The sequence below is a fragment of the Pseudoalteromonas phenolica genome (assembly GCF_001444405.1).
GTDB classification, from domain to species: domain Bacteria; phylum Pseudomonadota; class Gammaproteobacteria; order Enterobacterales; family Alteromonadaceae; genus Pseudoalteromonas; species Pseudoalteromonas phenolica.
Genome location: NZ_CP013187.1, coordinates 2,892,827 through 2,919,660 on the forward strand (window position 1 = coordinate 2,892,827; position 26,834 = coordinate 2,919,660).

Below are 26,834 nucleotides of genomic sequence, written 5' to 3' on the forward strand. Positions count from 1 at the left end.
AGCAATATTTATTAACTATGGCTAATAATTATCTTGCCTGCATGCTGCCCCGCTTCCATGTGTTCATGCGCTTGCTGGATATCTTGCAACGCAAAAGTCGAATCGACATGGATAAATAAATCGCCACCACGATACGCAGTCATCAATTCATTTAGATCAGCTTTATTCTTTTCTACCACAATACCAGAGACCGATATGTCGCTTTGCTGCGCAGCTGCAACAATCTGCTGAGCACTGATGGTTGGTACTGTCACTACTTCACAGCCTGAGTTTAAATTCGCGACCATTCTTTCGCCGATTTCACCACCGACTAAATCGAGTAGTTGTGCTTGGCGTTCTTGTGAAAAGAATGTCTCATAATCAACAACCTTTACAGCTAACTTTTGTAACAGTTCATGTGAAGGACGATTACTTACTGCAATTACTTCTTTACCCTGTAATTGGGCTAGTTGGATTGCTAAATGACCCACTCCGCCTGTTGGGGCATTTATGTAAAGAGTTGACTGCGAGCTTGAAAACTTTCTCAGGGCCTGTATTGCGGTTAAACCTGCTAAACATAGACCTGCGACTTCTGATTTTTGTTGCACATCAAATGCAATTAATTCGTCTGCTTCAGCAATGACATAATCAGCGTAACAGCCGGGCTGTTTGGCAAACCCCACCATACCTGCGACAAATTGCCCCACTTGCAAGTCAGAGACTTGAGCGCCACACTGCTCTACAACACCGTAAACGTCATAGCCTAAAGGTAGAAACTCATCAGCTTCTTTTGCTTGAGCAACAAAGCCTAAGCCTGCACGCGTTTTCAAATCGATAGGGTTAATTGCACTGCTATGCACTTTAATAAGCACTTGAGTGTCATTTAACTCAGGTAAAACGCATGTTTTTGCCTGAATTTTATCCGCAGTGCCGAACTCATCTATTCCATATTTTATAGCTTGCACAGGCATACTTTATTCCTACTATTACAGAAAGCATTATAGTCTTATAATCTAACATAGTTTTACACTGAACCCTATGGAGAAAATCATGCGTCGTGGTCAGTCAATCATTAATGAAGAAGTCACCTTCGATGACTCGCAACAGCTTGTCTCTACAACAGATTTACGCGGTGTCACAACGTATGCAAACGCGGCATTTTGTGCCGTTTCAGGGTTTAGTGCCGAAGAGTTAGTAGGAAAAAACCATAACATTGTGCGTCACCCTGACATGCCTAAAGCAGCATTTAAAGAGCTTTGGGATAAATTAGAACAAGGCCACTCTTGGCGTGGGGTAGTAAAAAACCGCTGTAAAGATGGTCGCTACTACTGGGTAGATGCATTTGTCACGCCTATTTTTGAACATGGCCAACTCGTTGGTTATCAATCGGTGAGAGTTAAGCCTGCTGAACAACTTAAGAAAAGAGCACAATCTCTTTATGATGCAATAAATCAAGGCAAAAAAGTATGGCACTGGCGTGAACAAATTGCGCTGAGGCAAACCCTTTCAACAATTATCGCTTTACTACTGACGCTTGCTTGCTTTGTATTTTCAGGATGGCAATTAGGCCTTGCTGCTATCATCACCATGTTGGCAATTTTGTTCATTAACTATGATGAACTGCTTGTGGTACCTGCTAAGCTAAAATTGCAACAACAGCAATTCGATTCAGTTTCTCGTTATGTCTACTGCGAAGCGACGCCTTTTTCTATCGCTGAATTTAATTTAGGTATGCTGCAAGCCAAGCTTCGAACTGTTTTAGGCCGTATGCAAGACTCAGCGTCTACTTTCAAGAATATCGCAACTGGGCTTAATGAAAAATCTGCTAATACAGAGAAAGGGATTGAGGCACAAAGTGAGCGCTTACGTTCAATGGCAACCGCGATGTCACAAATGAGCCAAACCATCGGTGAAATTTCAAACAACACGACCGACACCGCCAACAAAGTCGATAGTACGCAACACCATTGTTTAGAAATTAAAAATACCATGCTCGAAAACGTTGATATGGTCAGCTCACTTGCTACGCAAGTGGATGAAGCCGCACAAACAGCAAACTCTCTAGCCCAAGAAGCCGATAAGATTGGTCAGGTGATGACTGAAATCGAAGGTATTGCGGAGCAAACTAACTTATTGGCACTGAATGCAGCGATTGAGGCAGCTCGAGCTGGTGAGCATGGTCGAGGCTTTGCAGTGGTTGCCGATGAAGTTCGTGCCCTGTCATCTCGTACACAAAGTGCCACCAGCCATATTTATGCGTCAATTAAAGAGATACAAGATACCTTATACAAGTGGTCTGAAGTGATGCAAAGCACCAAAGACAGAGCATCTAACTGCGCCGATGCAAGCCACACCAGCCAACAGGCCTTAGAAGTGATTTTTGAGCAGATCAGTGAAATTGCCAATGCTGCACAGGGTATTTCAACTGCAGCAGAACAACAACAAATGGTGAGTGTGGAGATTAACGACAACATCACCACCATTACCCATCACGGCAGCGAGAATTTAACCTTAAGTTATAAAGTCGCAGAAGATGCAGCTAAGTTGGTAGAAAGTGCAAACAAAATATCTGGTTTGTTACTGACGTTTAAAGTTTAAAAATTAAGATAAAAGACGCGATATAAAATCGCTGCTATCGCGGCCTCTATTTGGTAGAACCTAATTTATATCGGGCTCTTACAACAAAAAATGGCAGCTAAATCCGCTGCCATTTTTATGCTTAAAACTAACTAACTATCAATATAATAAGCTGTATAACTTTCTACGATATGTGCCAGCCAAAGCATCGCCATCTGGTAAGCTCGCAATCAAATCTAGGTAATCTTTTTTCGCAGTACCAAAATTTAAGTCTTTTCTTACCACTGATAATAATAACTCTAGCGCTTGCTCTTTCTTACCAGCTTCGGCCAGTAGCGCAGCGAGCTGTGCTTTTAAATCTTTGTTTTCAGGGTCTGCATCTAATTGCTGGGTCAATGCAATGATCTCTGGAGATTCCTGTGCACTTTGAGCCGCATTCAACTTAGCTTGTAGATTTTGATAATACGGATCGCGCTCAGTTTCGACAACACTATCAAGTAACGCCTGACCATCTTCAAACTTTTGAATTTGAATACAGATATCAGCCAAAACCAGTTTCACACGGGTATTTTCTGGGTCAATTGCATAAGCTTGCTTGGCATAGTTAAACGCCGCATTTTGATCGTCATTTGCCAGCGCTTGTTTAGCTTGCTCAAGTAATAATACTTCCGGGCTTGGTAAATGCTCAGCCAATGCCTCTTTAATTTCAGCATCACTTTTAGGACCCGGTAATACGCCAACTGGCGCGCCATTTTTCAATAACACAATCGTTGGTAACGCTTGTAGGCCTACTTGCTGTGCTAATTGAGATGCCAACGCTTGTTGTGTATCACAATCGACTGTTGCAATGAGTAAGTGCTCTTTGTAGCTTTGTGCAAGCGCAGACAAAATATTCGCTTGTTCAATGCACTCAGGTTGCTGCGCACTGAAGAACGTCATTAGAACCAGTTTATCAGCACTTTGCTCAGCCAGAACCTGCTGGATATTTTCAGGTGTTAATTGAATTTGGTTGTCCATAATTCACTTCTTAAATCTATGTATTATTCACTATATTGCGACTCTTCTCGCTTTTTCAAGCCTTGCTTTTCGCCCGAGGAGATTTAACAGCGCTTTTACCTTTACCCGCACTGCGCTTACCCTTTTTAAAACGCTTAAAACTGGCTTTGCCTTTACCTGCTAACCCTTGAAAGCTCGCTGTTTGTGTGTCTTGTAATAAGCGATTTAAATGCACTTCAACTGAGCCCATAAACTGATTATACGATTGAGACTTTTGATAGATCTGCTCAAGAGATTGCTCCCAAACAGCGGTCATATCAGGGCGCCCGACACTTTCTGGTAATGCTTTTATCACGCTTTGCCCGATTTCAGTAGAGTGAATGGCTTTGCCTTTACGTTGTAAATATTGTCTTTTAAAGAGTAGCTCAATGATCCCTGCACGCGTCGCTTCTGTGCCTATACCATCGGTTTCTTTCAATATCTTTTTAATTTCTGGATCGGTCACATATCGGGCTATTCCCGTCATGGCAGCGAGTAATGTTGCATCGGTGAAGTGCTTTGGCGGCGACGTATGCTTTTCGATAACTTGTGCATCAACACACTGCACTTGCTCACCTTTTTGCAGCATTGGCAACTGAGTAAGCTCAGCCTCTCCTTTTTCTTGCTTGTTGAATAAAACTTCCCAGCCTTTATCAATCAGGCTTTTAAATTTAGAGGTAAATAGCCCACCTTGAATAAGTGTATGGATCTCTCGCTCAGCATAAACGCTTGGCTCAAAAAATTGCGCTAAGTAGTGCCTTGCGATCAGGTAATAAACATTTTGCTCATTTTGGCTCAGCGCGCCGCTCGACTTTTTTGAGGTAGGAATAATCGCATGGTGCGCTCCGACTTTGCTGTCGTTCCAAGCTGATGACTTTATCTCTAAATTCGCTTTGCCTGTAAAAGCGCTTAGTTTATCGCTAATGGTATCAATGGCGTCCACCACTGAGCCGCGCTCTTTGTAATGATCTTTTGGTAAGTAACGGCAATCCGATCTGGGATAAGTGATCAACTTGTGTCTTTCATACAAACTCTGACAGGTATCAAGTACCGACTGAGCATTCATCCCAAACACTTTGGCCGCTTCTATTTGTAATGTCGATAAACTATGCGGCAAAGGGCGAGACTTTTTACTTTGAGTGCTTTTATCTTTGCTCACTTCACCCGATTGGTTTTTAACCCTGCTCGCCACATTTTCAGCTAAGCCTTTGACCAGCACGCGACCTTCTTCATCCATATAAGGTTGGCAGGCATCACTTGGCTGCCATTTACCTATGTAACTCGCACCTGCTTGGGTATTTAACTTCGCTTCGACTTCATAAAACGGTTTTGAAACAAAATTAGCAATTTCCCAATCACGGTATACAACCAAACCCAATACCGGCGTCTGCACTCGACCAATGGATAACACACCTTGATAACCCGCTTGCTGCCCTTTGATGGTACTCATACGCGTCATATTAATACCATAAAGCCAATCTGCACGAGCACGAGACAGCGCTGAAACCGACAGTGATAAAAAATCGAGGTTTGGTTTAAGGTTATTGATGGCCTGTTTGACTGCTGAGGGGTTTAAATCGCTTATCAGACAACGAAGAGTTTGCTCTTTTTGTGCTTTAGTGGCACCGCAAAAGTTAATCATCTCGTCGATTAAAAGCTGCCCTTCACGGTCTGGATCGCCCGCGTTGACAATGGTTTCAGCCGATTTAATTAACTTTTTAACGGTATTAAACTGCTTTTTGGTTTTACTTTTTGCTACTAGCTGCCATTGCTCTGGCACGATTGGTAAATCCGCAATCGCCCATTTTTTAAATTTAGGGTCGTATGCTTCAGGCTCAGCTTGTTCTAATAAATGACCAATACACCAAGTGACAATATCGCCGTTCGCCGCTTCAATAAAGCCATCGTTATTTTTATGAGGTTTAGGTAACGCATTGGCAATGGCTCTGCCTAATGACGGTTTTTCAGCGATATAGAGTTTCATTGTTATATTTATATACTGTATAAATTAACAGTTATGATAGAGCAATGGCGCGCTAAGTGCCAGAGTTTAAGTTTCAGCCATAAAAAAAGCGCCCATAAAAGGCGCTTTGGTTAAATGATATGTTGAAGTCTTATAGAGCGTTGAAAACTTCGTCTGTTTTCGCTGCGCATACAAAATCGTTCTTATGCAGGCCTTTAATAGAGTGGCTCCACCAAGTGATTGTCACCTTGCCCCACTCTGTTAGAAGACCTGGGTGGTGACCTTCTTCTTCAGCCATATCGCCCACTTTGTTAGTGAACTCTAATGCCTGCTTGAAGTTTTTGAACTTGAATACACGCTCAAGTTGCATGATGCCATCACGCACTTCTGGAACCCAATCAGGGATCTGCTTAATTAATACTGCTAACTCTTCATCTGACACTTTAGGCGCATCCGCACGACACGCTTCACATTTTTGTGCACTTAAATCAGACATTACAAAATCCTTAACTTGCTAATTTTTCTTTAGGGGGAAACTTTGGCTCAAATAAGCCTAATTCTTTCGCTTCTTGTACTAACGCCATGATATCCATTTGCGAGATATCAAATAAGTCATTAATTGAATTAATGGTGTAGTACAACGGCTGCATAATATCAATGCGGTATGGTGTACGTAATACGTCTAGCACTTCTAGCTTGTTGATTTCTGGCGTGCCTGAGTATACATATTGTGTTTCACCTGGGCTTGAAAGTACACCCCCACCATAAATACGTAAACCGTCTTCAGTTTGCATTAAACCAAACTCAACCGTGAACCAATACAAGCGTGCTAAATATACACGGTCTTTTTTCTCAGCGGCATAGCCCAGTTGACCATATTTGTGCGTAAACTCAGCAAATGCAGGGTTCGTCAGCATGGCGCAGTGACCAAAAATCTCATGGAAAATATCTGGCTCTTGCAGATAATCAAACTCTTCACGAGAACGAATAAAGGTTGCTACCGGGAACTTTTTGTTCGCCAATAGTCTGAAAAACTCATCAAAATCAATCAGTGCAGGTACAGGCTCTACTTGCCAGCCTGTTTCACGACCTAATGCTTCGTTTAACTCATGAAGCTGAGGAATACGGTCGTGTGGTAAATTTATTTTCTCAAGGCCTTCCATGTACTCGTTACATGCTTTGCCTTCAATGCACTTTAATTGACGTGCAACCAACTCAGACCATATTTTATTTTCTTCTTCGGTCCAAGCGATGATGCCATTTGCATCAGGTTGTTTTGATACATATTTACTTGCTTTAGCCATAATAACCTTCGCTGTTAGTACGCTCTTGCCCCAGCTTGAGCGTTTCAACTTGTTGACTTGATACTAGGGAAAAGTAAGCAAAAGATTAATAGATGAGATGTTTCAAGGGATCCTGAAAACTCGAATTTTTGGAATTATTTATTTACACCAGTGCAAACAAAATAAAACACAGACACTTAAAAAGGGACTTGCAAGCCCCTTTAGTAAACTTTGTGTTACGCTAAATTTGCTTAAATGCCAGTTCCAAGTCGGCAATGATGTCGTTAACATCTTCTAAACCAACAGAAATTCGGATCAAACCATCTGAAATGCCTGCAGCTTCACGCTCTTCTTTGGTATACGGCGAGTGTGTCATCGATGCAGGGTGTTGAATGAGTGTTTCTGGATCGCCTAAACTCACCGCTAACGTACAAAGTTCAGTCGCATTAATAAAACGCTCACCTTGCTCTAGGGTGCCATCGATCTCAAAAGCAATAACACCACCTGCCCCTTTCATCTGCTCACCCAAGAATTTATAACCAGGGTGTGAAGGTAAGCCAGGATAATACACTTCACTGACTTTAGGGTGCGCATCTAAAAACTCTGCGACTTTTTGTGCACTTTGGCAGTGCCTTTCAACACGCACAGCCAGTGTTTTGAGACCTCGATTTATCAACCAAGCATCATGCGGACTGATGGTCGCACCAATATCTTTTAATACCGTAAGTTTTATAAGCTCTATGTGTTCTTGCGAACCACATACTGCACCTGCGACGACATCACCATGGCCATTGAGATATTTAGTTGCACTGTGGATCACGATATCTATGCCGAAATGTTTTGGCTTTTGAAGTAGTGGTGTCATAAAGGTGTTATCCACCACGCTGATCAAACTGTGCTTTTTAGCAAACTGGCCTAGCATCGCTAAATCAATCACCGTCATATTTGGGTTAATCGGTGTCTCAGCAAACACCATTTTGGTATTTGGTTTCACTGCGGCATAAAGCTCTGCTTCGTTGGTCATATCTACAAATGACACTTCAATGCCCCACTTAGGCAGCATATGAGAAAACAGCGCAAAACTACAACCATATAATGCGCTAGATGCAATTAAATGATCGCCTTGCTCTAAAAAGCTCAGTACAGATGCTGATACCGCTCCCATACCTGTTGCGGTTGCAGCAGCTTCTTCCATCTCTTCAAGCTGCGCGAGCTTTTGTTCGAGCTCTCGTGTAGTTGGGTTGCCTAAGCGGGTATAAATGTAACCCGCTTCTTCACCTGCAAAACGCGCCGCACCTTGAGCTGCGTCTTTAAATTGAAAAGTAGATGTTTGATATAATGGCGCGGTTAACGCGCCATGTGGGTCGTCAAAATGGACAGGACTATGGATGCAATTGGTGTTGTCATGATACTTCGTCATTTTATTGCCTATGAATTTATTATTATCAATAGACCAATAAATAATCCAGCAAGTAAAATTCCACAAGCAAGCCAGATGTTAAGACGGCTAGACGAGCAAAACCCTCTAAAAATCGTACAGTTAAGTTGTCAGTTTAATCATTTTTAGACGGTTTTGTACGCTCTAATAAAGCTTTTAAAATGCCCTGTGCTGATTGCCCTAACAACGATTGCTTTTGCTCAAGCTTAGGAAGTGGTCGACATAATTCCATGGCTTTGTAGCCTAAGCGCGCTGTAAACACGCCAGCACTGAGGCCTTGTGCCGCTCGCGCTGACAACTTACCTAACAGCTCAGCGCCCAAGCTGGTAGCCGCTAAGTCAGATACCAATTCGGACGCACCAGCAAACAACATCTGTTTAACCAACTGTTTGTACAACATGATGCGACTGCGATACGCCAGCTTGATACCATAGTGTTGGCTTATCTTTTCAATCAAGCTAATACCACGCCACAGTACCGAAAGCATATCAAGTAATGCCATCGGACTGAGAGACACCAAAAGCGCTGACGTTTTTGCATGTTGGTTAATGATGGCTTTCGCCTGCTCATCTTTACTGACAAGTAAAGTTGTTTGATACAACTGTAAAACCTCTTTGTCAGTATGGTGCGGTTTTAAGCAAGCTTTAAACTCTTTTACTTCTGCATCGGTATGTTGTGTTAGTAAGGGTTCAAGCCAAGTTTCGGCTTCACCAATTTGCGTACTACTCATTAATCGAAGCGCATCATTTTGGCGAAGGTTTTGTTGTTTCAACGCTTTTAATGAAACCGCTTCCTTGAATAAGAATTTGCTCAACACTAATAAAGCAGTAGTCAGAACAAAGCCGTACAAGCCAGCTAATAATATAGACTCTTGCATTGCCTCAATGATGGTGTAACCCGTTTCAACAGCGATTAATAACAATAAGCTAATGACGAAAATGCCTTTGAAATTGAAGCGGCTGGTTTTAGGTTTAAATATTGGCTCTAACTCTTGTTCAAACTCACTGCTTTCATCAATGACGTCTAGCTCTTCGACTATTTCAAAGCGCTTGCCTGTTTCTAATTCTTTTTGGGTTTCGCCAACATCACCGACATTAATACGTCTACCCGGTTTTAATTGAGCTGATTGATTGTCTGTCATTGCAATTTATCTCCAATTAAAAACTGTAAGGCATGATCTAAACGGGTATGGGTTAACTCGCTTTTGGTACTTGGTAATGGCGCGAATGAAATAAATTCAAAGCCATGAGTCGGCCACTGACTTTGAGAAAGGAAGTGGTTAGGCGGTTCTGGCGGCAAATAAGTGAGCCATTCATCTTCATTGAGTGGCTTGCCATAGATGCAGTCTAAAGCTTTGTCGCCTTCTTTTATACGCTTCGCCAAAGTACTTTGTACAGACGACATCGCCATTGTTTCAATCTGCACGCCATTAAAACGCATATCATTGGCTTGTTCACCTACCAAATCATGTAATAACTGCGCTATGGCCACTTGCTGAGTACCATTAACATGGTCACACTTATTCGCAGCAAATAGCACTTTATCGATTTTTGGTGAGAACAAACGCTTAATTAGATTCGAGCGGCCGTAATTAAATGATTGCAAAACCGCTTGTAGCGTATGTTTTTGCTCAAGCAAAGACTGTGGGCCATCATTTAGAGCACTCATCACATCAACGAGTACCAACTGGCGGTCAAATTCACAAAAATAGTTTTTATAAAAAGGTGTGATAACTTGCTTTTTATACGCCTCAAAACGGCTGGCTAAATGACTATATTGGCTATTTTCTTTGTCGTTCTTCTCACGGCACGGGAAGAACAATAAGATAGGGGCATCTTCTAAATCACCAGGGATCAATTGTCTGCCAGGTTGCAGATAAGCGAGCTGTGTCTGTGATTTTAGCTGCTTTAACGCTTGCGTGTAGAGGTTAGATAGCTGCTTAAGTGCTTGCTCATCAATATTTTCTTCACTATTGAATTGTTCAAGTTCAGTTAGAAATGGCCGCGCATATTCGCTGTACTCTGGCTTTTCAAGCAAGCTGAGCATTGACTCACTCCAGCTTGCATAATCTTGCTCAAGCATAGGTAAATCAATTAACCACTCTCCCGGATAATCAATCAATTCTAAATAGAGAGTACTTTGCGGTGACACATGCTGCTTTAATCCATGCTTGGTTTCGTATCGAATAGCAATCGTTAAAGTATTAATACGTTTTGTCGATTCAGGCCAACTGGGCTCAGAATTAAGTAAGCAATTAATAGCACTAGGGTAATCAAAAGTAGGAATATCTAACGCGGACTGCGGCACTTGTTTGGCTGCAATTAGGCGGTCATCCTTTACAACATCGAAAAAAGGCAAGTTCTGTTTGTTGGTTTGTGTGGTTAAATGTTTTACGAGCGCTGTTATAAATGCTGTCTTACCACTACCACTTAAACCAGTAACGGCCAGCTTTACATGCTGATCTAGGCTACGATGGAGGGTCTTTTGGGCTTTTTGTTTGAGTTTATCAAGATTCGCGTGGCTGAATAAATTCGGACTCATTATAACAGTGTCACTCCCTGTTAGAGAAAGCGTGCGGCCTTCACTAAAATCTCGCCGCACTCGCTTGATGATGATGGATATACCAATGTTACTGATTAAGTGTCCATTCTAACGACTAGATAGTCCTTTAACTTTTATTCGCCGCTATAAGCGAACAAACATTCAATACAATTGGTATTACAGCTTATTGATTTCACGTGACACAGTAAACTCACTTGATGTCACATAAGTTTCCATATTTTGAATACGACCGTCTAAACGGGTTAAGCGATCTTTTAAGTCGAATAGTGCCTGACGAGGTGGTTCACCCTTTTGCCATACTTTAAACTTCACTGAGATTGGATCAATCTCATCAAATTTGCCCGCATTTTGCGACATACTCGGCTCTTTTTTATCAAGGATAAACCAACAGGCTATATACACAACGACAAATAAAGGACCACCTGATAACAATACGGCTGTGATAAATAGTATGCGAACCAGCCACAATTCCATATTGAAGTAATCACTTAAGCCTGCACATACACCTGCTATTTTTCCACGTTTTGGATCTCGATATAGTTCTTTCTTTAGATTGTTCATAACTTACGTCTCCACTGTGGTGACTCCTGATCCAATAATGCTTCAAGGGTCTCAACGCGTTCAGCCATTTTCTCAGCTTTATTAGCCAGTTCTAACAGTTGGCGATGTTCGTGCTCGCTTAAACCTTGGCTTACTTGCTTCTTACTGCGATAGTGAAGAATGAGCCAAAGCGGGGCAACAATCACCATAAAAATAATAATCGGGGCAACTAAAACTTCTAAATCCATCATCAATACTCCTATAACTCAACCTGTTGTGTCTGTGCCTGCCTAGGCAGGCACTTATTAACTTTTATTCTTTGCTTGCTAACTTTTTCTTTAAAGCCGCTAGCTCGTCATCAACTTGCTCATTTTTTTGTAAATCAGCAATTTCATCCGATAGTGACTTTTTACCTAAATCATAAGCTTCTACTTGTGATTCTAGTCCATCGATCTTGCTTTCGTAGCGCTCGAAACGATTAAGTGCATCTTCAACTTTTGAGCTGTCTAATGCCTTTTTCACTTCTAAGCGAGACTCGGCTGAACGCTGACGCAGCACAATGGCTTTTTGTCTCGCTTTCGCATCAGCTAACTTATCTTGTAGTGTGGCAACTTCTTGCTGTAATTTCTCAATATGAGACTCTACATGCTCAAGTTCTTTTTCAACACTTGCTGCCGCATCTGATGACTTTTGTCTTTCAAGTAGTGCTGCACGTGCTAGGTCTTCGCGATCTTTAACCAATGCCAACTCTGCTTTTTCTTGCCATTGTTGTGCTTCTTGATTTAGTTGCTCAACACGACGTGCTAATTCTTTCTTCTCAGCCAGTGTTTTAGCTGAAGTAGAGCGAACCTCTACTAATGTGTCTTCCATTTCTTGAATGATGAGGCGAACCATTTTTTCTGGATCTTCTGCTTTATCAAGGATGGCATTGATATTTGAATTAACAATGTCTGCAAAACGTGAGAAAATTCCCATAATCTTTACCTCTTCGGTTACTCAATTAATTTAACTGAGTAAGTAGTATCAAATTGCTTGCCAACTTTCACAGCAAATAAAAACAATAAAAATCAGTAGCTTATTAAATTTCAAAAACTCCTTTTTTTCAAGCTTTTTTTAAAATACACTAATAGTTAGCAAAAATAACTAAGAGTTAGGCAATATGAGTCAGTTTCGCCAACAGGATAATTTACTTGGCCAATCAGACAGCTTTTTAGCTGTGCTAGACAAGGTTTCACAACTTGCTCCACTAGACAAACCCGTATTAATCATCGGTGAACGAGGAACAGGTAAAGAACTTATTGCGGCCCGCCTTCATTATCTATCTGAACGCTGGGACCAAAACTACGTTAAGTTAAACTGTGCGGCCCTTAATGAGAATTTACTTGAGAGTGAATTATTCGGTCATGAAAGCGGTGCCTTTACTGGCGCAAGTAAACGCCATGAAGGTCGATTCGAGCGCGCCAATGGCGGTACATTATTTTTAGATGAGCTCGCAAACACCTCTGCCATGGTACAAGAAAAGCTTCTACGTGTTATTGAATATGGTGAGTTTGAACGTGTCGGTGGTAAAAGTACCGTAAAAGTAGATACACGATTAGTGTGTGCAACTAATGAAGATTTACCCACTTTAGCTGATAATGGTGAATTTCGTCACGATTTACTCGACCGCCTCGCATTCGATGTCATCACGCTGCCACCTCTTCGCGCAAGAAGAGAAGATATCGTCTTACTGGCTGAGCAATTTGCCATCAATATGGCACGAGACCTTGATTGGGCACTGTTCAGTGGTTTTACAAAAAAAGCCATGGATAAACTATTAGATTATGACTGGCCGGGTAACATTCGTGAATTAAAAAATGTGGTTGAACGAAGCTTATACCGCCATGGTAGCGAGCAGCTGCCAGTTCACGAAATTATATTCGACCCATTTGAAAGCCCATATCGTCCTGCTCAACGAATTAAAGCACCTACAAATATTGAACGCGCACCCGAACTAATAACCCCAGCAGCGGCTGAAATCTCCGCTACTACAGTTATTGAGCAGACCAAACAAGCTGAAAATAATTTTTCATTTCCATGTGATTTAAAAACACTGTCAAACGACTATGAAATTGAACTCCTGAAAAAAGCGTTAGAACACAGTCAATTTAACCAAAAGAAAACTGCACAAATGCTCAGTTTAACGTATCATCAATTGAGAGGTTATCTGAAAAAATACAATCTGTTAGATCAGAAACAAGAGGCATAAATCGTGCAAAAACTGCTGCTGGGCACGCTGTGTACAATGCTACTAGGCTGCATTGATGAGCCTAATGTGAAGTTAAACGAAAAAAATCAAGGGTTGGTTTATTGCGCTGAAGCAAACCCTATGACCTTTAACCCACAAGTCACAACGACGGGCTCTACAATTGATTTGATTGCCAATCAATTGTACGACCGTTTAATCAGTATTGACCCTATTACAGCGGAGTTTAGACCTGAACTTGCTGAATCTTGGGGCGTGTCAGACGATGGTACTACTGTCACTTTTTACTTACGGAAAGGTGTGCAATTTCACAGAACAGATTACTTCACACCCAGTAGAGAAATGAATGCCGATGATGTGGTATTTTCATTTGACCGATTATTCAATGTTTATAATCCGTATCACTTTGTTGGTGATGCGACTTACCCCTATTTTCAGAGTGTAGGTGTAGATCAGTTGATTCAAGATATCATCAAAATCGATGATTACACTGTGCAATTTAAACTATTCAATGCTGAGAGCAGCTTTTTATCAAACTTAGCGACTGACTTTGCGGTTATTACCTCTAAAGAATACGCAGACATTCTGGCGGCGACCGATAATAAGTCCCAGTTTGATAACAAACCGATAGGCACAGGCCCTTATAAATATAAACAGTACCTACGAGATAATTTAGTTCGTTATCATAAGAATGAGTTTTATTGGAAGCACCCTGTTGCTATGTCGCAATTGGTGTTCGATATCACAACCAATAACACCAGTCGTATTGCAAAAATGTTGACTAAAGAATGTGATGTTACCGCTCACCCAAGCGCTTCTCAGTTGGCAGTGTTAAGTAAACGGGCTGATATAAAAGTAGATAAAGCTGAAAATCTGAATATTGGCTATTGGGCATTTAATACCGAAAAAGAGCCTTTTGATAACTCACTTGTTCGTAAGGCACTCGCTCACTCAGTTGATTTTAATAAAATTCTACAAGCTGTTTTTTATGGTAATGGCCAAGTTGCTAAGTCTTATTTACCACCGGCTTCTTGGGCATTTTCTGAACAGGATAATATGCCGACCTATAACCCAACCCTAGCAAGAAAATATCTAGATATGGCTGGCTATGAAGAAGGCTTTGAAATGACGATTTGGGCAATGCCAGTCTCGAGAATTTATAACCCCAATGCGCGAAAAATGGCAGAGCTTATTCAGAGTGATTTAAAACAAATTGGCGTCACAGCGAGAATCGTAGAGTACGAGTGGAATACATTTATTGAACGTATTGGCAAACATGAGCATGACAGTGTACTACTTGGCTGGGTTGCTGACACACCAGATCCCGATAACTTCTTTAGTCCTCTATTAAGTTGTACAGCCACTTTCAGTGATAAAAACCCGGCGAACTGGTGCAATCCAGAATTTGACTTACTGCTTACAAAAGCGCTCGACACAACAGATATTGAAGAAAGAAAAGCGTTTTATGCCCAAGCTCAAGCTATGATCGTCGATCAGCTCCCCCTAGTGCCAATTGCTCATGGCATGCGCTTTCAGGCCTCAAGCAAAGAAGTTAAAGGCATCGACTTGAAGCCATTTGGTGGGATCTCTCTAGCTAATGCAAGGAAACAGTAATGCGTGAGTATTTATTCAGACGACTTAGCCTTTTACTTTTCATGCTGCTTACTCTGACTGCATTTACATTTTCTTTGAACTATTTATTTCCTGGCGACGTGCTCACTAACCTCAGTGGCCAAGTAAATAGCAGTTATGCACAGTCACAAGTATTGGCCGATAAGTACCAGCTAGAAGAAAACATCATTGTGCAGTATGGTGCGTTTCTGGGTCGTATCTTTGATGGTGATTGGGGCTACTCTCTATCGTCTGGACAACCTGTTTTTGAACATATTTTATTGCTCTTCCCTGCCACCATTGAACTGTGTGTCTATGCCCTTGCTGTTGCAATTGTATTTGGTGTTCCAGCGGGGATCATTGCCGCAGTTTTTCACAAACGCTGGCCTGATAAAATCATTAACTCCCTCACTTTAATGGGCTTTTCTATTCCCATATTCTGGTTAGCTTTATTGTTGATTATGGTGTTTTGTTTAGGACTAGGTTTATTCCCCATGTCAGGACGGATTGGCCTGCTTTATGAAATTGAGCCTTATAGCCACTTTATTTTAATCGATATTATCGCACAGGGCTTTCCATATGGTGGTCTTGCATTCATTGATGCACTAAAGCACCTTGCACTACCCACCATAGTGCTAGCTATGTATCCAACCACAGTTTTAATCCGATTTACTCGCGACTCAATGCTTAATGTACTTGAACAAAACTACATTAAAACTGCACGCGCGAAAGGTCTTAACCGTCGTCAGTTGATTTTGCATCATGCGCTTAGAAATGCACTTTTGCCTGTGATTAAGCAAATCGGTCTGCAGTTTAGTACTTTGTTGACACTTGCTATGATCACCGAAGTTATTTTCTCTTGGCCAGGTGTGGGACGCTGGCTGATAGAAAGTATTTATCAGCGTGATTACCCAGCGATTCAAGGTGGCTTATTAGCGGTTTCTGTCTTTGTTATTTTCGCCAATATGTTTGCTGAATTTAGTCATACCTTGTTAAACCCTATTTCTCGGAATCAAGCGCATGGCAAAATTTAAATTATTTAGCGAAGAGTCGAACCGCTCGCCACTTTCTCGTTTATGGAAGAAGTTCAAGGCAAACCACCCTGCGCTTGTTGGTTTATGGGTTTTTATTGCTCTTACTCTATTGGCACTATTCGCACCGCTGATTTCACCTTATAGCATCAATCAGCAACACGCTGACGCGCTCTTACTACCTCCTTCATGGCATGAAGTAGGTGATGTAAGATTTATTCTCGGCACGGACGACCTTGGTAGAGATATACTTTCAAGACTGATGAATGGCGCGACATTTACGTTTGGTTTATCTATTATTGCAGCATTAATTACCACCGTTTTAGGCGTCATTATTGGCTCGCTAGCAGGTATGAGTAAGGGCATTCGCTCTAGCTTTTTTAACCATCTGCTCGACATCACCTTGTCTATTCCCTCTTTATTATTAGCCATTATCATCATTGCAATCTTGGGCCCTGGTTTACTCAATACCGTTTGGGCGATTATCTTGGCCTTGCTTCCTCAATATGTGCATTCAATCAGAAACTTAGTTGTAGAAGAGTTGGGTAAAGATTATATCAGTGCCTTTCGCTTAGACGGAGCCAGCAAATGGAAGATACTTATTCGCGGCGTATTTCCTAATATTTATGAGCATATTGTGGTTATTTTTACCATGGCCCTTTCAACCGCTATTCTAGATATTGCAGCACTTGGCTTCTTAAAATTAGGAGCTCAGCCACCAACCACTGAATGGGGCGCTATTTTGGCTGAAAACCTCAGTCTCATCTATCTTGCGCCTTGGACAGTAGGTTTACCCGGTGTGCTATTATTTATCGCTGTTTTGTCGACTAATCTTGTAGGTGATGGTTTGAGACAAGTATTGAAAGATCGTAAGGCTGACTGATGCATTTACTCGATATCAAAAACTTAACCATAGAGCTGCCTACCGAAAGTGGCATTATTCGCGCAGTAGATAAAGTGAACTTAAGCCTAAAAGAAGGCGAAGTGCATGCGCTGGTTGGTGAATCAGGTTCAGGAAAAAGCTTAATTGCAAAAGCCATCGTCGGGGTTTTAAATAAACGCTGGCGTGTCACTGCCGATAGAATGCATTGGCAAGGGGTCGACTTAATGCGATTACCGCCCGAAAAGCGTAGAAAACTGGTTAGCCAAGATATTGCTATGATCTATCAAGAGCCAAGTAGAAGCCTTGACCCTACTGCAAAAGTGTTTGAGCAAGTTTCTGAATCAATCCCAGAGGGATCATTAACTGGTAACTTTTTCATTCGCAGACAATTAAAGAAAAAACGAGTCAAAGCGTTACTTCACAAAGTTGGGATCCGAGATGATAAGCGTGTAGCTGACAGCTACCCTCATGAGCTCTCCGAGGGAATTTGTCAAAAAGTCATGATAGCCATGGCCATTGCCAGAAACCCTAAGCTGTTAATTGCCGATGAACCCACTACAGCGCTAGAAAGCACCACAAGGGCACAAGTTTTTAGACTATTAAAAAGCCTAAACCAGCTCAAGAATATGTCTGTATTGATGATTTCTCATGAATTAGAAGAGATAACGACCTGGTCACACGCTATGCATGTATTGTACTGTGGTCAGATGGTCGAGGCAGGGCCAACAGAAAAAGTATTTAATACCCCGCTACACCCTTATACACAAGCCTTAGTAAAAAGCTTACCTGATTATGCCCAAGGCCTTGACCATAAAGAGAGCTTTTATGCACTCAAAGGGACTATTCCGCCATTACAGCACTTACCCATTGGATGTCGCTTAGGGCCAAGATGCCCGCAAGCACAAAAGCAGTGCGTGGTTACCCCTAAGCAAAAAAAATCACATGGTCATACTTATGCTTGTCACTTCCCTTTGTTGAAGGAAGATAAAAAATGCAACCCATCTTAAAAGTTCAGTCTCTGCACAAGACCTATCGCGTAAGAGTCGGTTTATTGAAAAGAAAAAATGTACCAGTATTAACCGACATATCCTTTTGCTTAGGCAAAGGTGAAACCATAGCGGTTATAGGTGAAACTGGCGCAGGAAAAAGCACTTTGGCAAAACTATTAGCTGGTGCAGAGCAGGCCGAAACAGGGCAAATTCTACTAGATGGGATGACCATAGAAGACAACGGAGTTAGGCAAGATCACTGTCGCCATATTCGTATGATCTTCCAAGATCCAACTCGCTCGCTTAACCCTGGTCTTACAATCGGTGAAATACTCGATGATTGCTTGAGTTACAACACGGAATTAACTCACAAACAACGAGATAAAAAAATCGCCCACGTTTTGAACAGAGTCGGCTTACTTGAAGAGCACTACCATTACTATCCGCATATGTTTAGTGGTGGTCAATTGCAACGTGTGGCGCTCGCTAGAGCACTTATTTTAGATCCTAAAGTCCTTGTACTCGATGAGGCCTTATCGTCTCTCGACCCTTCTGTAAGGGCACAAACAGTCAACCTTTTGTTAGCATTGCAGAAAGAGACTGGCTTGAGCTATGTTTTGATCACGCATCATTTGAGCTTGGTAAAACATATGAGCGATAGTTTGCTGGTACTTAATAGAGGCAAAGTGGTTGAATTCGGAAAAACAGCTCAAGTGTTTGCTCAACCTAAATCTAAGGTAATGAAAAGGCTGCTTAACGTGTAAGCAGCCTTTTCGAAATTCATGTTGTTATGAAATAAACAGAGTTACATGATACGAGAAAATAGGCGTGATTTACGACCTTGACGTTGACGGCGCATGTTAGAACGGATCTGAGCACGCGTGCCAGCTAACCAGCTTTCACGATCAACTTTTGCATCTTCACCACGGCGAGATTCTTCTGTTGCTCTGAAACTACAAAATTCTGAGTATGCTTTAAGGTCGAGTGACATATCTTGCAAAACAAGTTCAATCATGATCGCATCATCAATATAACCTAAGCCAGGAATATGGTCAGGTACTACATCTTCCGGCTCACTGAAATAAGCCAATGATGCAATAATGTCTTTTCTTTCCTCTTCTGGGATCTGCCATTCTTTATCTTGAACCGCATCAATCAATGTCGCTAAAGACGCCATTCTTGTGCGAACAAATTCTGGCAGTTCACTCTTTTCCATCTCATCAACTAGCTGTTGCGCTTTGGTTAAGATTTCGCTTTCTGAATAGTGTGAAGTTTTACTGATAACTTTGTCCATCATGCTTTTAAAATGCGCTAAATCTGCATCTGATAGTTCAAAGTTGATTTCGATTGCCATGTTCCCAGCTCCCTGAGTTTTTATTGTATTTAGATATTACACTAACCATAGAGCAATGGTAATTTATGTCAATAATGAAGCGTACAAAAAGCCAGCAAACTTGCTATTGTTTTGTAAATTAAAATAAAAAAAGCGCCATAAAGGCGCTTTTTAGTTTATAAAAAATTTACTTTAATTTTCTTCAGCAACTTGTACAGTTGGGCGTACTACTTCTGCTTTCGACTCAAGAGCCGAAACAAATGCTAAATAGTTTTTATTAATTGCCGACATCGTAATGCCCTGTTTTTGCTGCGCATCAAGGTCAGCTGTAATTACAGGTGTTGTTACTGAATTCAGTTGAACCAGTGCAACATCACCATTATTCAACGTAACTAAGCTTTCAACCTTGCCACCCTCTGATGGGTGAGGCAGTGCAAATACATCTTTTACTATTGCTGGTGCAACTGTGTAAGATTGGCGCTGTAGAGAAGCTTCAGAGCTAACCTCAGTCGCTTCAGCAGTCGCAATCTCTTGTAAGCCTTTACCTGCTTTAAACTCAGTAAATAAGTTTTCAGAATAATCAGCTAGTAATGAAGATGCTTTTTCGTTTGTTAAAGTCGCTACAATTTGCTCTTTAACAGCTTCAAGCGGCTTAGTTGCAGCTGCAACATGCTCAGTCACTCGAACAACAACAAAATGTTCAGGTGCAACTTCTAACACTTCAGAATTTACCTTATCTTCAAGTAATTCTGGTGTAAAAATAGAAGCAATAACTGCAGGAGAGTTTAAAGGCGCAGGTAACATCATGCGGTTAACAAGCTCTGTTGTCTTCAACTCAACACCTGCAACGAGCGATGCATCTTCTAACGTATCAGAAACTTCAAATGCAAGCTCAGCCACTTCTGTTTGTTTTTGGTAGAAAAGATCAAGTTTTGCGTTCTTTTCTAGCTCAGCTCTAAGTTCAGCGGCAACCTCATCAAATGGCTTCTCAACTTGCGCTTGTAAATCAGTCAGTTTAATGATGTGGTATCCAAACTCTGTCGCAACTACATCAGTGAAGTCGCCAACATTTGCAAGTGCAAATGCCGCATCTTCAAATGCAGGCTCCATCACATCACGTTCAATCCAATCAAGATCACCACCAAGTTCAGCGCTAACGATGTCGTCTGATTTTTCTTCCGCTAAGGCAGCAAAATCAGCCCCTGCTTTAAGTTCTGCTAAGATTGCGTTCGCTTTTTCTTGTGCGGCAGCATCATCTTCACTGTTATCGATAAGAATATGTGCAACTCGACGTTTTTCTTCTTCTAGATACTGGGCTTTACTTTCTTCATAGTAAGCACGCACATCTTCATCAGTCACAGGCGTATCTAAAGTAATATCATCAGCTTTTAACTCTAGATACTGAACAGCAACTTGCTCTGGCGCCATGAATTGTTGCTGATTAAGCTGATAATAATCATTCACTTCCTCATCAGATACTGACACTTGAGACTTCATTTTCTCTTTTGTCAGAACCACATAGTCGATATTACGTGTTTGTTGTTGAAGCGCTGCCGTATTCTTTAGCTCGCTCGGTAGCACAAAATCAGAACCTGCAACGGCTGAGACTAGCTGAGTACGTGTCATTTCTTCACGTAAGAACTCTCTAAATGTGTCTGGTTGGAAGTTCATCTGACGAATGGCACGAAGGTAAGCGTCATTGTTAAACTGACCTGCAACTTGGAAATAAGGCATTTCAACAATCGCCTGCTTCACTTGCTCATCACTGACACGAAGACCTAACTGTAGCGCAAGTTGGTTTTGTAATTCTTGTTGTACCAAACGGTCAATCACGCCATTGCGGATCTGCGCCATATAATTGGGGTCAGCTGCGATTTGCGCAAAGTATTCACCAAACTGTTGCTCAAGACGTGCACGTTCATTTTCAAAAGCACGCGAGAACTCGGTTTGACTAATTTGAACCCCATTAACTTCTGCGACAGGTTGCTCTGTGGTTTGACCTAGGTAACCACCTATCCCTGCTAACGCAAAAGACAGGATAACTACGCCAAGGATAATTTTGGCTGCAAGGCCCTGTGAGCCTTCTCTGATCTTTTCTAGCATTGTTGTTTCTCTTATCTAAGCCAAAGCACGCACGCGCTTTGATTTTTAGCTATTGTAAAAAAAGCGTATCTTAACAGATACGCTTTTTTACTTGAAGCTACACGAGACTGACTTAACGTTATAAACGTGAATCAGTGTAAAGCCTCGTCACTAATTCAATTAGTTTACTGCGTCTTTCAGTGCTTTACCCGCTTTGAAAGAAGGAATATTCGCAGCAGCGATTTGGATAGTTTCACCAGTCTGTGGGTTACGGCCAGAACGTGCAGCACGTTCACGTACAGAAAAAGTACCGAAACCAACTAATGCTACAGAATCGCCATCTTTTAACGCACCAGTAACTGACTCGATGAATGAATCTAGCGCACGACCTGCCGCTGCTTTAGAAATGTCAGCATCAGCTGCGATTTGATCGATTAATTGAGATTTATTCACAATATCATCCTCTTACATTGTTATTATCAAAAGCGAGAGCATTTTTTGATAACTACCACTTTTTGTTATTACTACTAGAAAGTGAAGTACTTTCTAATTCTTAAAAATCTTTGTAAGCCTAAGCTATATAAGGCCTAGGCTTGAATCAGAGCTTAACTTATCACACCGATGTGATTTGAAAAGCCCTTTACAGCACTTTTTTAGCTATTTTCGACTTTTTTCTGAGTTTCAACAGAAAATGACTCGATTGGTTCAGCTAAAGCCAGTGATAACACTTCGTCAATCCAAGAGACAGGGTGAATTTCTAAGCCTTCAAGTACATTCTGAGGGATTTCTTTCAGGTCTCTTTCATTCACTTTAGGAATAACAACGGTTTTAATGCCACCACGGTGTGCTGCCAGCAGTTTCTCTTTTAAGCCACCAATTGGCAAAACTTCACCACGTAAAGTAATCTCACCAGTCATAGCTACATCAGAACGTACTGGATTGCCCGTTAAACTTGAAACTAATGCAGTCACCATCGCAATACCAGCACTTGGACCATCTTTTGGTGTCGCGCCTTCTGGTACGTGTACGTGAATATCACGCTTTTCATAGAAATCTTCATTAATGCGAAGTTTATCAGTGCGACTACGAACAACCGTCATAGCTGCCTGAATCGACTCCTGCATAACATCACCCAAAGAGCCAGTAAATGACAGCTTGCCTTTACCTGGCATTGACGCACATTCGATAGTCAGTAGGTCACCACCGACTTCTGTCCATGCCAAGCCAGTTACTTGACCTATTCTGTCGCCGTCTTCCGCTTTACCAAAGTCGTGACGATGTACACCTAAATAAGACTCTAAGTTGTCACCATTGATAACTATTTGTTTGTTATCTTTGTTTAGTAAGATGTCTTTAACCGCTTTGCGACACAGCTTTGAGATTTCACGCTCTAAGCTACGAACACCGGCTTCACGTGTGTAATAACGGATAATGCCAATAATAGCGCTATCTTCAATTTCAACTTCACCCTCTTTTAGACCATTGCGTTTGATTTGCTTTGGAATAAGGTGCTGCTTAGAGATGTTTAGCTTTTCATCTTCTGTATAACCTGAAAGTCGAATCACTTCCATACGATCAAGTAATGGACCAGGAATATTGAAACTGTTAGAGGTTGCTACAAACATTACATCTGACAAGTCGTAATCCACTTCTAAGTAGTGGTCAGCAAAAGTACTGTTTTGCTCTGGGTCCAATACTTCCAATAGTGCAGAAGCTGGATCACCACGCATGTCTGATGACATCTTATCTATTTCATCAAGCAAGAATAATGGATTCTTGACCCCTACTTTGCTCATGCTTTGAATGAGTTTACCCGGCATTGAACCAATATAAGTTCGACGATGACCACGGATCTCAGCTTCATCTCGAACGCCACCCAGTGCCATACGAATATATTTACGACCTGTTGAACGCGCGATTGACTGACCTAGGCTTGTTTTACCAACACCTGGAGGACCCACAAGACAAAGAATTGGGCCTTTCAATTTGTTGGTACGCTGTTGAACCGCTAGGTACTCAATAATACGTTCTTTCACTTTTTCGAGACCGTAGTGATCAGCGTTTAAGATTTTCTCTGCGCCGGCTAAGTCTTTCTTCACCTTAGAACGCTTCTTCCAAGGTACATTGATCATGGTATCAATATATGAACGCACTACTGTCGCCTCTGCAGACATAGGCGACATCATTTTTAACTTGTTCAGTTCAGCGGTGGCTTTTTCTTCTGCCTCTTTCGGCATTTGTGCTTCGCTGATGCGCTTTTTCAACGCTTCAAATTCATCAGGTACATCATCTAGCTCACCCAACTCTTTTTGAATCGCTTTCATTTGCTCGTTCAGATAGTACTCTCGTTGAGATTTTTCCATCTGCTTTTTAACGCGAGAGCGGATTTTTTTCTCTACTTGAAGTAGATCAATTTCACCTTCCATAAGCGCCATTAAGAACTCTAAACGCTCTGTGACGCTTTCCAATTCTAATACTTTTTGCTTTTCTGGCACTTTAATCGGCATATGGGCAGCCATGGTGTCAGCTAAGCGTGCAGCTTCATCAATACCAGACACTGACGATAGCACCTCTGGAGGGATCTTCTTATTAAGCTTTACGTAGCCTTCAAATTGGCTAATTGCACTGCGTACGAAAATGTCTTGCTCTTGCTCATCAACCTCTTTTGAGGCAACAAATTGCGCAGTCGCAGAAAAATATTCATCGGTTTCAATGAATGATTCGATACGCGCTCTTTGTGTACCTTCTACTAGCACCTTAACTGTGCCATCAGGTAATTTTAATAACTGTAATACAGTCGCAATTGTACCTGTTGTATAAATTTCATCTGTTGAAGGATCATCAACCGCAGCATCCATCTGCGCGGCTAGAAAAATCTGCTTGTCTTTTTCCATCGCCGCTTCAAGACATCTGATCGATTTCTCACGACCAACAAATAGCGGGATCACCATATGCGGATACACAACGACGTCGCGTAAGGCCAACACAGGAATTTCGACTCGATCAGTTCTCTCAAGTGTCATTATTTTCTCTTCGCATTTTGGTTATTCGTTAATAATGGCAATATGGGGATTAAACCGAGCCAAAGGCTCCTTTTTTATACCGAATCTTATTTATTCTGAAACAGCTTTATCTTGATTGCCGTTTTCATAAAGAAGAATTGGGTCTGATTCACCCTTGATGACTGTGTCATCAATCACAACTTTACTTACATCTTCTATAGAAGGTAAATCATACATTGTATCTAGCAACACACCTTCAACAATAGAACGAAGACCACGTGCACCCGTTTTACGCTCCATTGCTTTATGAGCTATTGCCTTAAGTGCATCTTCTCTAAACTCAAGTTCAACACCTTCCATTTTGAAAAGAGCTGCAAACTGTTTAGTTAAAGCGTTCTTAGGCTCACTGAGGATTTGTATCAGTGCCGCTTCATCCAATTCAGTCAGAGTAGCAACCACTGGAAGACGACCAATAAACTCAGGGATTAAGCCATACTTCACTAAATCTTCTGGTTCAACATCTTTAAATGTTTCACTTAAAGACCGCTCTGAATCTGACGCCTTTACATCTGCGCCAAAACCAATACCGGTATTCTTATGGCTACGCTGTTCAATCACTTTATCAAGGCCTGCAAATGCACCGCCACAGATAAACAAGATTTTAGACGTATCAACTTGTAAGAACTCTTGCTGAGGATGCTTACGACCGCCTTGTGGAGGTACCGATGCAATGGTGCCTTCAATTAGCTTAAGTAATGCCTGCTGAACGCCTTCGCCTGACACATCTCGGGTAATAGACGGGTTGTCTGACTTGCGAGAAATTTTATCTATCTCGTCAATATAAACGATACCACGTTGTGCTTTTTCTACATCGTAATCACATTTTTGTAGCAGCTTTTGAATGATGTTTTCAACGTCTTCACCAACATAACCTGCTTCAGTTAATGTTGTTGCATCAGCCATAGTAAATGGTACGTCAAGTAATCGCGCCAGTGTTTCAGCTAGTAATGTTTTACCACTACCCGTTGGACCGATAAGTAGAATATTACTCTTACCAAGTTCAACTTCAGACTTTACTGTTTGGTTCTTTAAACGCTTATAGTGATTATAAACAGCGACTGCCAATACTTTCTTTGCATGCTCTTGGCCAATTACATAGTCGTCTAAGTGATTACGGATCTCTTTAGGAACAGGTAGTTTGTCACCAGAATCATGTTTTGGTGCAATATCTTTTATTTCTTCCCTAATGATGTCGTTGCACAGATCGACGCATTCGTCACAAATATAAACAGAAGGTCCAGCAATCAGCTTTCGTACTTCATGTTGGCTCTTGCCACAAAATGAGCAATATAAAAGCTTTGTATTTTTGTCGCCGTCTGTTGGTGTATCTGACATTCAGCTACCTCATCGTTTTGCGTTATCTGCTCTAGATAACAATAATCATGTTGTTAACTATATCAAAGAATCTAAAAGTTAGCATAGTTAACATAGGGCAAATTAGCTTTGCCCTAATTTATACCAATAATCTTAAATAAGTGATCAATTTTGAGTCTTATTGATTGTTGGCTTTATAACTTATTTTAAATCTCTACGAGTATGTACCGCATCGATTAGACCATATTCTAATGCCTGCTCTGCAGTCATGAAGTTATCACGGTCTGTATCATGTGCTACTTTCTCGTATTCTTGTCCTGTGTGATCAGCCATTAAGCGGTTTAGCTTTTCTTTGATCGATAAAATCTCTTTTGCATGAATTTCAAAGTCAGATGCCTGACCTTGGAAACCACCTAATGGTTGGTGGATCATTACACGAGAATTAGGTAAGCAATAACGTTTACCTTTTGCACCGCCTGAAAGTAAGAATGCGCCCATGCTCGCTGCTTGGCCAACACAAACGGTACTTACATCAGGTTTGATGAAATTCATAGTGTCATAAATAGACATACCCGCAGTTACCGAACCGCCTGGCGAGTTAATATATAAATAAATATCTTTATCAGGACTTTCAGATTCTAAGAATAATAGTTGCGCCACAATAAGGTTTGCCATGTGGTCTTCAACTTGTCCAGTTAAGAAAATAATACGTTCTTTTAAAAGACGTGAATAAATGTCAAAAGAGCGTTCACCTTTCGCTGTTTGCTCAACAACCATAGGGACTAATGCATTAAGTGGATCAAACATACCATCATTCATTGTTATTCATTCCTTAGGAGCCGCCAAAATCTCTGGCGCTGCGTTTTGCGGATATTTTACCTACAGAAAGTAAAATGGCTCGGATCCT

At 41.4% G+C, this 26,834-nt stretch carries 24 protein-coding genes; 7 read left to right on the forward strand and 17 right to left on the reverse strand.

Features of this window, described 5'->3' with window-relative positions; translation table 11 throughout:
* Nucleotides 1-11: 11 nt before the first annotated feature.
* On the reverse strand, nucleotides 12-950 hold the full coding sequence (locus tag PP2015_RS12750) for an NADP-dependent oxidoreductase (protein WP_058030703.1): 939 nt from the start codon (nucleotides 948-950) through the stop codon (nucleotides 12-14).
* A gap of 79 nt (nucleotides 951-1,029) precedes the next feature.
* On the opposite strand from PP2015_RS12750, the gene PP2015_RS12755 reads away from it, so the two are divergent.
* Nucleotides 1,030-2,577, forward strand: coding sequence for a methyl-accepting chemotaxis protein (locus tag PP2015_RS12755; protein ID WP_058030704.1), 1,548 nt, complete (start codon nucleotides 1,030-1,032; stop codon nucleotides 2,575-2,577).
* A gap of 138 nt (nucleotides 2,578-2,715) precedes the next feature.
* Here the strand turns inward: PP2015_RS12755 and PP2015_RS12760 are convergent, their stop codons facing one another.
* The 10 genes from PP2015_RS12760 to pspA form a co-directional block, all read right to left on the reverse strand.
* Complete coding sequence (locus tag PP2015_RS12760; protein WP_058030705.1) at nucleotides 2,716-3,573, reverse strand: tetratricopeptide repeat protein; 858 nt, start codon at nucleotides 3,571-3,573, stop codon at nucleotides 2,716-2,718.
* A 55-nt stretch (nucleotides 3,574-3,628) separates the two neighbouring features.
* On the reverse strand, nucleotides 3,629-5,575 hold the full coding sequence (locus PP2015_RS12765; protein WP_058030706.1) for a DNA topoisomerase III: 1,947 nt from the start codon (nucleotides 5,573-5,575) through the stop codon (nucleotides 3,629-3,631).
* Between the two features lie 130 nt (nucleotides 5,576-5,705).
* Nucleotides 5,706-6,050, reverse strand: a complete 345-nt coding sequence (locus PP2015_RS12770) for a 4a-hydroxytetrahydrobiopterin dehydratase (protein WP_058030707.1) — start codon at nucleotides 6,048-6,050, stop codon at nucleotides 5,706-5,708.
* Between the two features lie 10 nt (nucleotides 6,051-6,060).
* Complete coding sequence (gene phhA / locus PP2015_RS12775) at nucleotides 6,061-6,858, reverse strand: phenylalanine 4-monooxygenase (RefSeq protein ID WP_058030708.1); 798 nt, start codon at nucleotides 6,856-6,858, stop codon at nucleotides 6,061-6,063.
* Nucleotides 6,859-7,078: 220 nt separating this feature from the next.
* On the reverse strand, nucleotides 7,079-8,257 hold the full coding sequence (gene megL / locus PP2015_RS12780) for a methionine gamma-lyase (protein ID WP_058030709.1): 1,179 nt from the start codon (nucleotides 8,255-8,257) through the stop codon (nucleotides 7,079-7,081).
* Between the two features lie 133 nt (nucleotides 8,258-8,390).
* Nucleotides 8,391-9,416, reverse strand: a complete 1,026-nt coding sequence (locus tag PP2015_RS12785) for a TIGR01620 family protein (RefSeq protein ID WP_058030710.1) — start codon at nucleotides 9,414-9,416, stop codon at nucleotides 8,391-8,393.
* Nucleotides 9,413-10,816 carry a YcjX family GTP-binding protein gene (locus PP2015_RS12790; RefSeq protein ID WP_058030711.1) on the reverse strand — a complete coding sequence of 468 codons (1,404 nt, stop codon included), beginning with the start codon at nucleotides 10,814-10,816 and terminating at the stop codon, nucleotides 9,413-9,415. Before PP2015_RS12790 ends, PP2015_RS12785 begins: the two co-directional genes overlap by 4 nt.
* Nucleotides 10,817-10,993: 177 nt before the next feature.
* Nucleotides 10,994-11,398, reverse strand: coding sequence for an envelope stress response membrane protein PspC (pspC, locus tag PP2015_RS12795; protein ID WP_058030712.1), 405 nt, complete (start codon nucleotides 11,396-11,398; stop codon nucleotides 10,994-10,996).
* A complete protein-coding gene (gene pspB, locus PP2015_RS12800) occupies nucleotides 11,395-11,628 on the reverse strand; it encodes an envelope stress response membrane protein PspB (protein ID WP_058030713.1) in 234 nt (77 codons plus the stop codon). Before pspB ends, pspC begins: the two co-directional genes overlap by 4 nt.
* 61 nt (nucleotides 11,629-11,689) lie before the next feature.
* The gene (gene pspA, locus PP2015_RS12805; RefSeq protein WP_058030714.1) at nucleotides 11,690-12,352 is read right to left on the reverse strand and encodes a phage shock protein PspA; all 663 of its coding nucleotides are present in this window, start codon (nucleotides 12,350-12,352) and stop codon (nucleotides 11,690-11,692) included.
* A gap of 184 nt (nucleotides 12,353-12,536) precedes the next feature.
* Here pspA and pspF point away from each other — a divergent pair, with 184 nt between their 5' ends.
* The 6 genes from pspF to PP2015_RS12835 are packed head-to-tail and all read left to right on the forward strand — an operon-like array spanning nucleotide 12,537 to nucleotide 18,900.
* A complete protein-coding gene (gene pspF, locus PP2015_RS12810) occupies nucleotides 12,537-13,625 on the forward strand; it encodes a phage shock protein operon transcriptional activator (RefSeq protein WP_058030715.1) in 1,089 nt (362 codons plus the stop codon).
* A 3-nt stretch (nucleotides 13,626-13,628) separates the two neighbouring features.
* A complete protein-coding gene (locus tag PP2015_RS12815) occupies nucleotides 13,629-15,236 on the forward strand; it encodes an ABC transporter substrate-binding protein (protein ID WP_058030716.1) in 1,608 nt (535 codons plus the stop codon).
* A complete protein-coding gene (locus tag PP2015_RS12820) occupies nucleotides 15,236-16,267 on the forward strand; it encodes an ABC transporter permease (RefSeq protein WP_058030717.1) in 1,032 nt (343 codons plus the stop codon). The genes PP2015_RS12815 and PP2015_RS12820 overlap by 1 nt, the downstream gene beginning before the upstream one ends.
* Complete coding sequence (locus PP2015_RS12825; RefSeq protein ID WP_058030718.1) at nucleotides 16,254-17,147, forward strand: ABC transporter permease subunit; 894 nt, start codon at nucleotides 16,254-16,256, stop codon at nucleotides 17,145-17,147. The genes PP2015_RS12820 and PP2015_RS12825 overlap by 14 nt, the downstream gene beginning before the upstream one ends.
* Nucleotides 17,147-18,154 carry a peptide ABC transporter ATP-binding protein gene (locus PP2015_RS12830; protein WP_058030719.1) on the forward strand — a complete coding sequence of 336 codons (1,008 nt, stop codon included), beginning with the start codon at nucleotides 17,147-17,149 and terminating at the stop codon, nucleotides 18,152-18,154. Before PP2015_RS12825 ends, PP2015_RS12830 begins: the two co-directional genes overlap by 1 nt.
* Entirely contained in the window at nucleotides 18,139-18,900 is a 762-nt protein-coding gene (locus PP2015_RS12835) for an ATP-binding cassette domain-containing protein (protein WP_058030720.1), read from the forward strand. Before PP2015_RS12830 ends, PP2015_RS12835 begins: the two co-directional genes overlap by 16 nt.
* A 41-nt stretch (nucleotides 18,901-18,941) precedes the next feature.
* On the opposite strand, the gene PP2015_RS12840 is transcribed toward PP2015_RS12835, so the two are convergent.
* From PP2015_RS12840 to clpP, 6 genes are all read right to left on the reverse strand, one after another.
* A complete protein-coding gene (locus PP2015_RS12840) occupies nucleotides 18,942-19,490 on the reverse strand; it encodes a YkvA family protein (protein WP_058030721.1) in 549 nt (182 codons plus the stop codon).
* A gap of 171 nt (nucleotides 19,491-19,661) precedes the next feature.
* Nucleotides 19,662-21,572 (reverse strand): SurA N-terminal domain-containing protein, encoded by a 1,911-nt coding sequence (locus PP2015_RS12845; protein ID WP_058030722.1) that lies wholly within the window; start codon nucleotides 21,570-21,572, stop codon nucleotides 19,662-19,664.
* Nucleotides 21,573-21,731: 159 nt separating this feature from the next.
* Nucleotides 21,732-22,004, reverse strand: a complete 273-nt coding sequence (hupB, locus tag PP2015_RS12850) for a nucleoid-associated protein HU-beta (RefSeq protein WP_010371157.1) — start codon at nucleotides 22,002-22,004, stop codon at nucleotides 21,732-21,734.
* Nucleotides 22,005-22,204: 200 nt separating this feature from the next.
* Nucleotides 22,205-24,574: an endopeptidase La gene (lon, locus tag PP2015_RS12855; RefSeq protein WP_058030723.1), complete on the reverse strand. Its 2,370-nt coding sequence runs from the start codon at nucleotides 24,572-24,574 to the stop codon at nucleotides 22,205-22,207.
* Between the two features lie 90 nt (nucleotides 24,575-24,664).
* Entirely contained in the window at nucleotides 24,665-25,948 is a 1,284-nt protein-coding gene (gene clpX, locus PP2015_RS12860) for an ATP-dependent protease ATP-binding subunit ClpX (RefSeq protein WP_058030724.1), read from the reverse strand.
* Nucleotides 25,949-26,128: 180 nt separating this feature from the next.
* Complete coding sequence (clpP, locus tag PP2015_RS12865; protein WP_058030725.1) at nucleotides 26,129-26,746, reverse strand: ATP-dependent Clp endopeptidase proteolytic subunit ClpP; 618 nt, start codon at nucleotides 26,744-26,746, stop codon at nucleotides 26,129-26,131.
* Nucleotides 26,747-26,834 lie beyond the last annotated feature (88 nt).

Excerpts from the sequence above, each read along its gene's own strand:
- pspA (WP_058030714.1), bottom strand. The coding sequence starts at position 12,352 with ATGGGAATTTTCTCACGTTTTGCAGACATTGTTAATTCAAATATCAAT.
- PP2015_RS12760 (WP_058030705.1), bottom strand. The coding sequence starts at position 3,573 with ATGGACAACCAAATTCAATTAACACCTGAAAATATCCAGCAGGTTCTG.
- clpX (WP_058030724.1), bottom strand. The coding sequence starts at position 25,948 with ATGTCAGATACACCAACAGACGGCGACAAAAATACAAAGCTTTTATAT.
- PP2015_RS12790 (WP_058030711.1), bottom strand. The coding sequence starts at position 10,816 with ATGAGTCCGAATTTATTCAGCCACGCGAATCTTGATAAACTCAAACAA.
- PP2015_RS12835 (WP_058030720.1), top strand. The coding sequence starts at position 18,139 with ATGCAACCCATCTTAAAAGTTCAGTCTCTGCACAAGACCTATCGCGTA.
- pspB (WP_058030713.1), bottom strand. The coding sequence starts at position 11,628 with ATGATGGATTTAGAAGTTTTAGTTGCCCCGATTATTATTTTTATGGTG.
- PP2015_RS12765 (WP_058030706.1), bottom strand. The coding sequence starts at position 5,575 with ATGAAACTCTATATCGCTGAAAAACCGTCATTAGGCAGAGCCATTGCC.
- PP2015_RS12770 (WP_058030707.1), bottom strand. The coding sequence starts at position 6,050 with ATGTCTGATTTAAGTGCACAAAAATGTGAAGCGTGTCGTGCGGATGCG.
- PP2015_RS12820 (WP_058030717.1), top strand. The coding sequence starts at position 15,236 with ATGCGTGAGTATTTATTCAGACGACTTAGCCTTTTACTTTTCATGCTG.
- clpP (WP_058030725.1), bottom strand. The coding sequence starts at position 26,746 with ATGAATGATGGTATGTTTGATCCACTTAATGCATTAGTCCCTATGGTT.
- PP2015_RS12845 (WP_058030722.1), bottom strand. The coding sequence starts at position 21,572 with ATGCTAGAAAAGATCAGAGAAGGCTCACAGGGCCTTGCAGCCAAAATT.
- PP2015_RS12840 (WP_058030721.1), bottom strand. The coding sequence starts at position 19,490 with ATGGCAATCGAAATCAACTTTGAACTATCAGATGCAGATTTAGCGCAT.
- pspC (WP_058030712.1), bottom strand. The coding sequence starts at position 11,398 with ATGAACAATCTAAAGAAAGAACTATATCGAGATCCAAAACGTGGAAAA.
- phhA (WP_058030708.1), bottom strand. The coding sequence starts at position 6,858 with ATGGCTAAAGCAAGTAAATATGTATCAAAACAACCTGATGCAAATGGC.
- PP2015_RS12830 (WP_058030719.1), top strand. The coding sequence starts at position 17,147 with ATGCATTTACTCGATATCAAAAACTTAACCATAGAGCTGCCTACCGAA.
- PP2015_RS12785 (WP_058030710.1), bottom strand. The coding sequence starts at position 9,416 with ATGACAGACAATCAATCAGCTCAATTAAAACCGGGTAGACGTATTAAT.
- megL (WP_058030709.1), bottom strand. The coding sequence starts at position 8,257 with ATGACGAAGTATCATGACAACACCAATTGCATCCATAGTCCTGTCCAT.
- PP2015_RS12755 (WP_058030704.1), top strand. The coding sequence starts at position 1,030 with ATGCGTCGTGGTCAGTCAATCATTAATGAAGAAGTCACCTTCGATGAC.
- PP2015_RS12750 (WP_058030703.1), bottom strand. The coding sequence starts at position 950 with ATGCCTGTGCAAGCTATAAAATATGGAATAGATGAGTTCGGCACTGCG.
- pspF (WP_058030715.1), top strand. The coding sequence starts at position 12,537 with ATGAGTCAGTTTCGCCAACAGGATAATTTACTTGGCCAATCAGACAGC.
- PP2015_RS12825 (WP_058030718.1), top strand. The coding sequence starts at position 16,254 with ATGGCAAAATTTAAATTATTTAGCGAAGAGTCGAACCGCTCGCCACTT.
- lon (WP_058030723.1), bottom strand. The coding sequence starts at position 24,574 with ATGACACTTGAGAGAACTGATCGAGTCGAAATTCCTGTGTTGGCCTTA.